This window comes from Streptomyces sp. NPDC004561, from assembly GCF_053602155.1.
In genome coordinates this window covers 1-6,432 of the sequence record NZ_JBSGDB010000481.1, presented here as the reverse complement: position 1 = coordinate 6,432, position 6,432 = coordinate 1, and the positions used below count along the sequence as shown (strand labels likewise).

Here is a 6,432-nt window from a genome sequence, read left to right as displayed (position 1 = left end):
ACTGATTGAGCCTGACCCGCGGAACTCGCGAGTCGGGACGACAGGATTTGAACCTGCGACCCCTTGACCCCCAGTCAAGTGCGCTACCAAGCTGCGCCACGTCCCGTTGCGGTCCACGCGGTTCTCCCGCGTGATCACGCAGGTCAACCCTACCGCACTCGCGCGGGTGCCCGTGCCTTCACCGCCGGGCCGGCGGCATCGCGCCCCCGCCTGCTTGATCAGCGCGTTCGCCACCACCACGACCAGCCTTGTTCAGGCCGAACGCCGGGTACTCCAGGCCGTCGGGCGACCGGAGGCGAACGCGGTCGCCGGCAGCCGGCGGGCGTCGTAGCGGCGGCCCGGCGCCGCCGCCCGTCCGCACGGCCCGACGAAGTGTCCTCCGACCAGGCCCGACGCCCCACACACTGTCGACGGCGGCCGGGGGAAGGCGCTCGCTAGGGTCGCCCCATGACGCACAGCTTCGCGCTCCACATCCCCGACGCCGATCTCGAACCCGAGCCCCTCGACCCGGGGCAGATCGTCTCCGGGACTCCGGAGGTCACCGGAAAGGTGGTCTGGGAGTCGGCCGACGGCCGGCAGATCCGCGGGATCTGGCAGATCACTCCGGGCGTGGTCACCGACACCGAGGCGGACGAGCTGTTCGTGGTGGTCAGCGGGTCGGCAACGATCGAGTTCGAGGACGGGCCGACGCTCGAGGTCGGGCCGGGTGACATGGCGGTGCTGCGCGCGGGCGACCGTACGACGTGGACCGTGCACGAGACGCTGCGCAAGGCGTACGCGATCAACCTCTGACGGACCCGGGTCAGGAGGACGGCGGCGCCGTTGACACGCTGGTCATGTCCGCACAAAGGTGGCCCGGACAGAGGGTGGACCGGTCCAGCAGGGCCAGGGAGAGGCTGTCATGGTGGAAGAGCTGGGAGTCGCCGTCGTCGGATTCGGCTGGATGGGCCGGGTGCACACCCAGGCCTACGCCCGCCTCCCGCACCACTATCCCCGGCTTCCGCTGCGGCCCCGGCTGGTCACGGTCGCCGAGGAGGTGCCGGGCCGGGCCGAGGAGGCCGCCGAGCGGTTCGGTTTCGCCTCCGCCACCCGCGACTGGCGCGAGGTGGCCGCCGATCCACGGGTGCGGGCGGTCAGCGTCACCGCGCCGAACTTCCTGCACCGCGAGATCGGCGTGGCGATGGCGCGGGCCGGCAAGCACATCTGGATCGAGAAGCCGGTGGGCCTGACCGCCGGGGACGCCCGCGCGGTCGCGGACGCGGTCGCCGAGGCCGGGGTGCAGGGCACGGTCGGCTTCAACTACCGCAACGCCCCGGCCGTCGAGGCCGCCCGCGACCTGATCGCCGCAGGCGAGATCGGCACGGTCACCCATGTGCGCATCCGGCTGTTCAGCGACTACGCGGCCCATCCGGACGGCGCGCTGACCTGGCGGTACGAGCGCGAGCGGGGCGGCAGCGGGGTGCTCGGCGACCTGGCCTCGCACGGCGCCGACCTGGCCCGCTTCCTCCTCGGCGACATCGCCTCGCTCACCGCCGACACCGCGATCTTCGTCCCGGAGCGCGCCCGGCCGACCGGCGCCACGGCGGGTCACGCCCTCGCCTCCGGCGGCGAGCCCGGCCCGGTGGAGAACGAGGACTACGCCGGCTGCCTCCTGCGCTTCGCCTCCGGCGCGCGTGGCGTGCTGGAGGCCTGCCGGGTCTCGGTCGGAGAGCAGAACAACTACGGCTTCGAGGTGCACGGCACCAGGGGGGCGGTGTTCTGGGACTTCCGGCGGATGAACGAGCTGGCGGTCAGCCGGGGCACCACCTACCAGGACCAGCCGGTGAGCACGGTGTACGTCGGCCCGGGCGCCGGTGAGTTCGCCGCGTTCCAGCCGGGCGCGGCCAACGCGATGGGCTACGACGACCTGAAGGTCATCGAGGCGTACCGGTTCGTGCGCTCCGTCGCCGAGGGCACGGCGTACGGCGCCACGCTCGCCGACGCGGTGCACAGCGCGGCCGTGCTCGACGCGATGGCGGAGTCGGCCGCGAGCGGCAGCTGGGTCAGCCTGTAGGCATGTTGTACGGGGTGACCACCTGGATCGCCGACGGCGGCAGGGGCCCGGCGGGCGGCAGCGCGCCGTGGAAGCGCATCACCTCGTGACAGGCCCCGCGCAGATCGTGCCGCAGGTCGTGGTGGAGCACGGCGGACAGGCGGTGGGCGCGCAGCAGGCGGGTGTTGTCGTGGTCGAGGTCGTGGGCGACGAACACCGCGCAGTCGCGGCCGAGGTCGGCGAAGGCCTTCAGGGTGGCGTCGTTGCCGCCGCCGATGGAGTAGACGGCCCGGATCTCCGGGTCGCGTTCCAGGGCGGCGCGCACCAGGTCGTACTGCGTGGCGTCCAGGCCCTGTCCCTCGGCGATCTCCACCAGGGTCCGCTCCGGGTGCCGGGCCCGCATCACGCTGCGGAAGCCCATCTCGCGCTCCTCCTCGTTGCGGAAGAAGCCGCTGCTGAGGCTGGTGAGGACGTTGCCGGGCCGGTCGCCGAGCCACTGGCCCATCAGGTAGGCGGCGGTCGCGCCGGCGGCCCGGTTGTCGCTGCCGACGTAGCCGAGCCGGCCGCTCGTGGGCAGGTCGGTCACGAGGGTGACGACCGGTATCCCGGCGGCGGTGAGCCGGCCGACGGCCGCGGTCACCTCGGGGACGTCCGGGGCCTTGAGGATCACGCCCTGCGAGCCCCGGCGGGCGATCCGGTCCAGCGTGCGCACCTGCTCGTGCGCCGGGCCGGTCTCGCGGAAGCGGAAGCGGGAGCGGACCACCGCCGGGTGCAGTCCGGGCAGTTCGGCCTCCAGGGCGGCGCGTACGGCGGTGGTGAACCGCTCGGGCGCCTGCACCACGATGTCGACCATGAAGGTACGGCCGACCAGCCGGACCTGGGTGCGCTGCCGGTCGAGGTCGGCGATGGCCCGGTGCACCTCCTGGGCGGTGCTCTCGCGCACCCCTCCCCTGCCGTTCAGCACCCGGTCCACGGTGGCCTCGCTCAGACCTGCCTGACGTGCGATCTCCCGGAGGGGGAACGGGTGGCCCATGGACCGGCTCCTTGAGGGGTTTTTGACGGTTGCCTGCTGGTTGTTCGACGGGTTTGTACTGACAAGAATGACAGGGCCGCGTCGCTCCTGTGACCGAAAGAAGGAGACCGATGTCCGTCACCTCCCCGCCCCGCCGTCCCTGGCTGTCCGAGCGGGACTGCGATCTCGACGCCTTCCGCCGCCTGCTCGACCGCGCGACGGACCGCGCGGACTTCCCGCACGCGGAGTCGGTGCGGGACAACGTCCTCGTCTACGAGGGCGAGCGGTTGCGCACGGCCGCCGACCGGGACGCGCTGCGGGACGAGCTGGTGCGGGCGCTGGCCGACGGCCCCGGGATCGTGGTCGTGCGGGGCGCCTTCCCCGACGCGGCGGTCGTCGACCGGGTCACGGCCGTGTTCGAGGCGCTGATCGCCGGTCAGCGGGCCTCCGGTGCGCGGGCCGGGGACCACTTCGCCCGGCCGGGCGCCAACGACCGGGTGTGGAACGCGCTGGAGAAGACGGCGCTGCACGATCCGGAGGCGTTCGCCGACTACTACGCCAACGACGTGCTCGCCCTGGTCTCCGCGGCCTGGCTGGGCCCCGGCTACCAGGTCACCTCTCAGGTCAACGTGGTCAACCCGGGCGGCGCCGGGCAGAGCGCGCACCGGGACTACCACCTCGGCTTCCTGAGCGACGCGGCGGCGGCCGCCTACCCGGCGCATGTGCACCGCCTCTCCCCCGTGCTCACCCTCCAGGGCGCGGTCGCGCACTGCGACATGCCGGTGGAGTCGGGCCCGACGCTCTACCTGCCGTACTCGCAGCTGTACGAGCCGGGCTATCTGGCCTGGCGGCTCCGGGAGTTCGGCGCGTACTTCGAGGCGAACCACGTGCAACTGCCGCTGGCCAAGGGCGACGCGGCCTTCTTCAACCCGGCGCTGTTCCACGCCGCCGGCACCAACCGGACGGCTGATGTGCGGCGCACGGCCAATCTGCTGCAGGTGTCCTCCGCCTTCGGGCGCGCGATGGAGACCGTCGACCGCGAGGCGGTGGCGAACGCGGTGTTCCCGGTGCTGCTGAGGCGCGAGGCCGAGGGCGCGCCGCGGGAGTGGCTGGAGCACGTGATCGCCGCGAGCGCCGAGGGCTACCCCTTCCCCACCAACCTGTACAGCGACCCGCCGGTCGACGGTCTGGCCCCGCCGTCGCAGGCGGACCTGGTGCGGCGGGCGGTGCGCGAGGCGTGGGCGCCGGAGCGGCTGCGCGAGGAACTGCGGGCCGCCGCCGCGCGGCGCGAGAGCTGAGAGGGCGGACAGGGCATGGGACTTCTCGACGGCAAGGTCGTGCTCGTCAACGGCGGCAGCCAGGGGGTGGGTGCCGCCGTCGCGCGGGCCGCCGTCCGTGAGGGCGCCGTCGTGGCGGTGACCGGGCGGCGCCCGGAGCCGGGCGAGGCGCTGGTGGCGGAGCTGGCGGCCGCCGGGGGCAAGGCGACGTACATCCAGGTGGATCTGTCGGACGCCGAGCAGGCCAGGACGGCGGTCGCCGAGGTGGTGGACGCCCACGGGCGCATCGACTGCCTGGTGAACTCGGCCGGGCTGACCTCCCGGGGCACACTGCTGGACACCACGCCCGAGCTGTTCGACGCGCACATCGCGATCAACCTCAAGGGGCCGTTCTTCGCGATGCAGGCGGCGGTCGCCGACATGGTGGCCCGCAAGGCGCCGGGCACGATCGTCAACATCATCACCTCCTCGGCGCACGGCGGGCAGCCGTTCCTCGCGCCGTACGTCGCCGCCAAGGCGGGCCTCGTGGGGCTGACCCGGAACGCGGCGCACGCCCACCGCTGGGACCGGATCCGGATCAACGGCCTGAACATCGGCTGGACCGCGACCGAGGGCGAGGACGCCACCCAGCGCGCCTTCCACGGCGCCGGCGACGACTGGCGCGAGCAGGCCGCCGCCGGGCTGCCGATGGGCAAGCTCGGCCAGCCGGACGAAATCGCCGACTTCGTGGTGCTCCTGCTGTCCGACCGGTCCGGGGTGGTCACCGGCTCGGTGATCGACTGGGACCAGAACGTGCTGGGCGCCCTCGACTGACCTTCCCCTCTCCGTATCCAGGACCCAAGGAGTTGCACCACCCATGCGCATCGGAATCCTCGGCCTCGGCCGTATCGGCGCCTTCCACGCCGAGACCCTGTCCGGGCTGGACGCCGTCGAGTCGCTCGTCGTCGCCGATCCGTTCGCGGACGCGGCCAAGGCCGCCGCCGAGCGGTTCGGGGCCGAGGTCGCGGACTCGCCGGAGGCACTGCTGGCCGCCGGGGTGGACGGCCTGGTCGTCGCCGCGGCCACGGACGCCCATCCCGCGCTGATCCGGGCCGGCGTGGAGGCCGGCGTCCCCGTCTTCTGCGAGAAGCCGGTGGCCCGCAGCATGGCGGAGGGCGTCGGGGTGCTGGCGTCCGTGCGGGACAGCGGCGTACCGATCCAGATCGGCTACAACCGCCGCTTCGACGCGGGCTTCGCGGCCGCGCGGGCCGCCGTCCGGGCCGGCGAGCTGGGCAAGCTGCACACGGTCCGCTCCACGACCCTGGACCCGGCGCCGCCCCCGGCCGCGTACATCGCCTCCTCGGGTGGCATCTTCCGCGACTGCTCCGTGCACGACTTCGACATCATCCGCTGGGTGACGGGCCGCGAGGTCACCGAGGTGTACGCGGCCGGCGGGAACCGGGGCGCCGACTACATCAGGCAGGCGGGCGACGCCGACACCACCGGGGCGATCCTCACCCTGGACGACGGCACCATCGCGGTGGTCTCCAACTCCCGCCACAACGCCCGGGGTTACGACGTCCGCATGGAACTCCACGGCTTCGCCGACTCCATCGCCGTCGGCCTGGACGACAAGCTGCCGCTGCGCTCGGTCGAGGCCGGCGTCGCCTTCCCGTCCGGCGCCCCGCACGACTTCTTCATGGACCGCTTCACCGACGCCTACCGCGCCGAACTGACCGCCTTCACCGAGGTCGTCGACGGCACCCGCCCCTCCCCCTGCACCATCGAGGACGCCCTCGAAGCTGGCTGGATCGCGGAAGCCTGCACGCTCTCGCTCCACGAGCACCGTCCGGTGACCCTCACGGAGGTACGCGGGGCCTGACGGGGGGGGAGGCGGCGACGGCCCGAAGTCCCCCCGAGCTGCGCGCCGAGGCCGTGCTGTGCCACCCGCCGTTCAACGAGCGCAACTGGGGCCACGACGAACTGGCCTACGACCCGCGCTGGGAGTACGGCTTCCCGGCGCGCACCGAGTCCGAGCTGGCCTGGGTGCAGCACGCGCTGGCCCGGCTCGCCGACGGGCACGGTCGCGAGGAGGTGCAGCAGCGCCTGTGCGACATGGTCGAGATCATGAG

General features: G+C 73.3%; 6 protein-coding genes, 1 tRNA gene and 1 pseudogene. 6 read left to right on the top strand and 2 right to left on the bottom strand.

Annotated features, from left to right (window positions below):
- Positions 1–32: 32 nt before the first annotated feature.
- Positions 33–106: transfer RNA gene (locus ACWEN3_RS38415), tRNA-Pro, on the bottom strand.
- Positions 107–447: 341 nt separating this feature from the next.
- On the opposite strand from ACWEN3_RS38415, the gene ACWEN3_RS38410 reads away from it, so the two are divergent.
- Positions 448–792, top strand: a complete 345-nt coding sequence (locus ACWEN3_RS38410) for a cupin domain-containing protein (protein WP_452980963.1) — start codon at positions 448–450, stop codon at positions 790–792.
- 109 nt (positions 793–901) lie between these two features.
- Positions 902–2,053: a Gfo/Idh/MocA family protein gene (locus ACWEN3_RS38405; protein ID WP_452980961.1), complete on the top strand. Its 1,152-nt coding sequence runs from the start codon at positions 902–904 to the stop codon at positions 2,051–2,053.
- Here the strand turns inward: ACWEN3_RS38405 and ACWEN3_RS38400 are convergent.
- Positions 2,043–3,065, bottom strand: a complete 1,023-nt coding sequence (locus tag ACWEN3_RS38400; RefSeq protein ID WP_452980959.1) for a LacI family DNA-binding transcriptional regulator — start codon at positions 3,063–3,065, stop codon at positions 2,043–2,045. The genes ACWEN3_RS38405 and ACWEN3_RS38400 overlap by 11 nt on opposite strands.
- A gap of 110 nt (positions 3,066–3,175) precedes the next feature.
- Here ACWEN3_RS38400 and ACWEN3_RS38395 point away from each other — a divergent pair, with 110 nt between their 5' ends.
- From ACWEN3_RS38395 to ACWEN3_RS38380, 4 genes and pseudogenes are all read left to right on the top strand, one after another.
- Positions 3,176–4,342: a phytanoyl-CoA dioxygenase family protein gene (locus ACWEN3_RS38395; RefSeq protein ID WP_452980956.1), complete on the top strand. Its 1,167-nt coding sequence runs from the start codon at positions 3,176–3,178 to the stop codon at positions 4,340–4,342.
- 15 nt (positions 4,343–4,357) lie between these two features.
- Positions 4,358–5,134: an SDR family oxidoreductase gene (locus ACWEN3_RS38390; protein WP_452980953.1), complete on the top strand. Its 777-nt coding sequence runs from the start codon at positions 4,358–4,360 to the stop codon at positions 5,132–5,134.
- A 43-nt stretch (positions 5,135–5,177) separates the two neighbouring features.
- The gene (locus tag ACWEN3_RS38385) at positions 5,178–6,182 is read left to right on the top strand and encodes a Gfo/Idh/MocA family protein (RefSeq protein WP_452980950.1); all 1,005 of its coding nucleotides are present in this window, start codon (positions 5,178–5,180) and stop codon (positions 6,180–6,182) included.
- 26 nt (positions 6,183–6,208) lie between these two features.
- Positions 6,209–6,432, top strand: a pseudogene (locus ACWEN3_RS38380) (N-6 DNA methylase); the annotation flags it as partial.

Coding starts and splice junctions, on each gene's coding strand:
- ACWEN3_RS38410 (WP_452980963.1), top strand. CDS start 448: ATGACGCACAGCTTCGCGCTCCACATCCCCGACGCCGATCTCGAACCC.
- ACWEN3_RS38405 (WP_452980961.1), top strand. CDS start 902: ATGGTGGAAGAGCTGGGAGTCGCCGTCGTCGGATTCGGCTGGATGGGC.
- ACWEN3_RS38400 (WP_452980959.1), bottom strand. CDS start 3,065: ATGGGCCACCCGTTCCCCCTCCGGGAGATCGCACGTCAGGCAGGTCTG.
- ACWEN3_RS38395 (WP_452980956.1), top strand. CDS start 3,176: ATGTCCGTCACCTCCCCGCCCCGCCGTCCCTGGCTGTCCGAGCGGGAC.
- ACWEN3_RS38390 (WP_452980953.1), top strand. CDS start 4,358: ATGGGACTTCTCGACGGCAAGGTCGTGCTCGTCAACGGCGGCAGCCAG.
- ACWEN3_RS38385 (WP_452980950.1), top strand. CDS start 5,178: ATGCGCATCGGAATCCTCGGCCTCGGCCGTATCGGCGCCTTCCACGCC.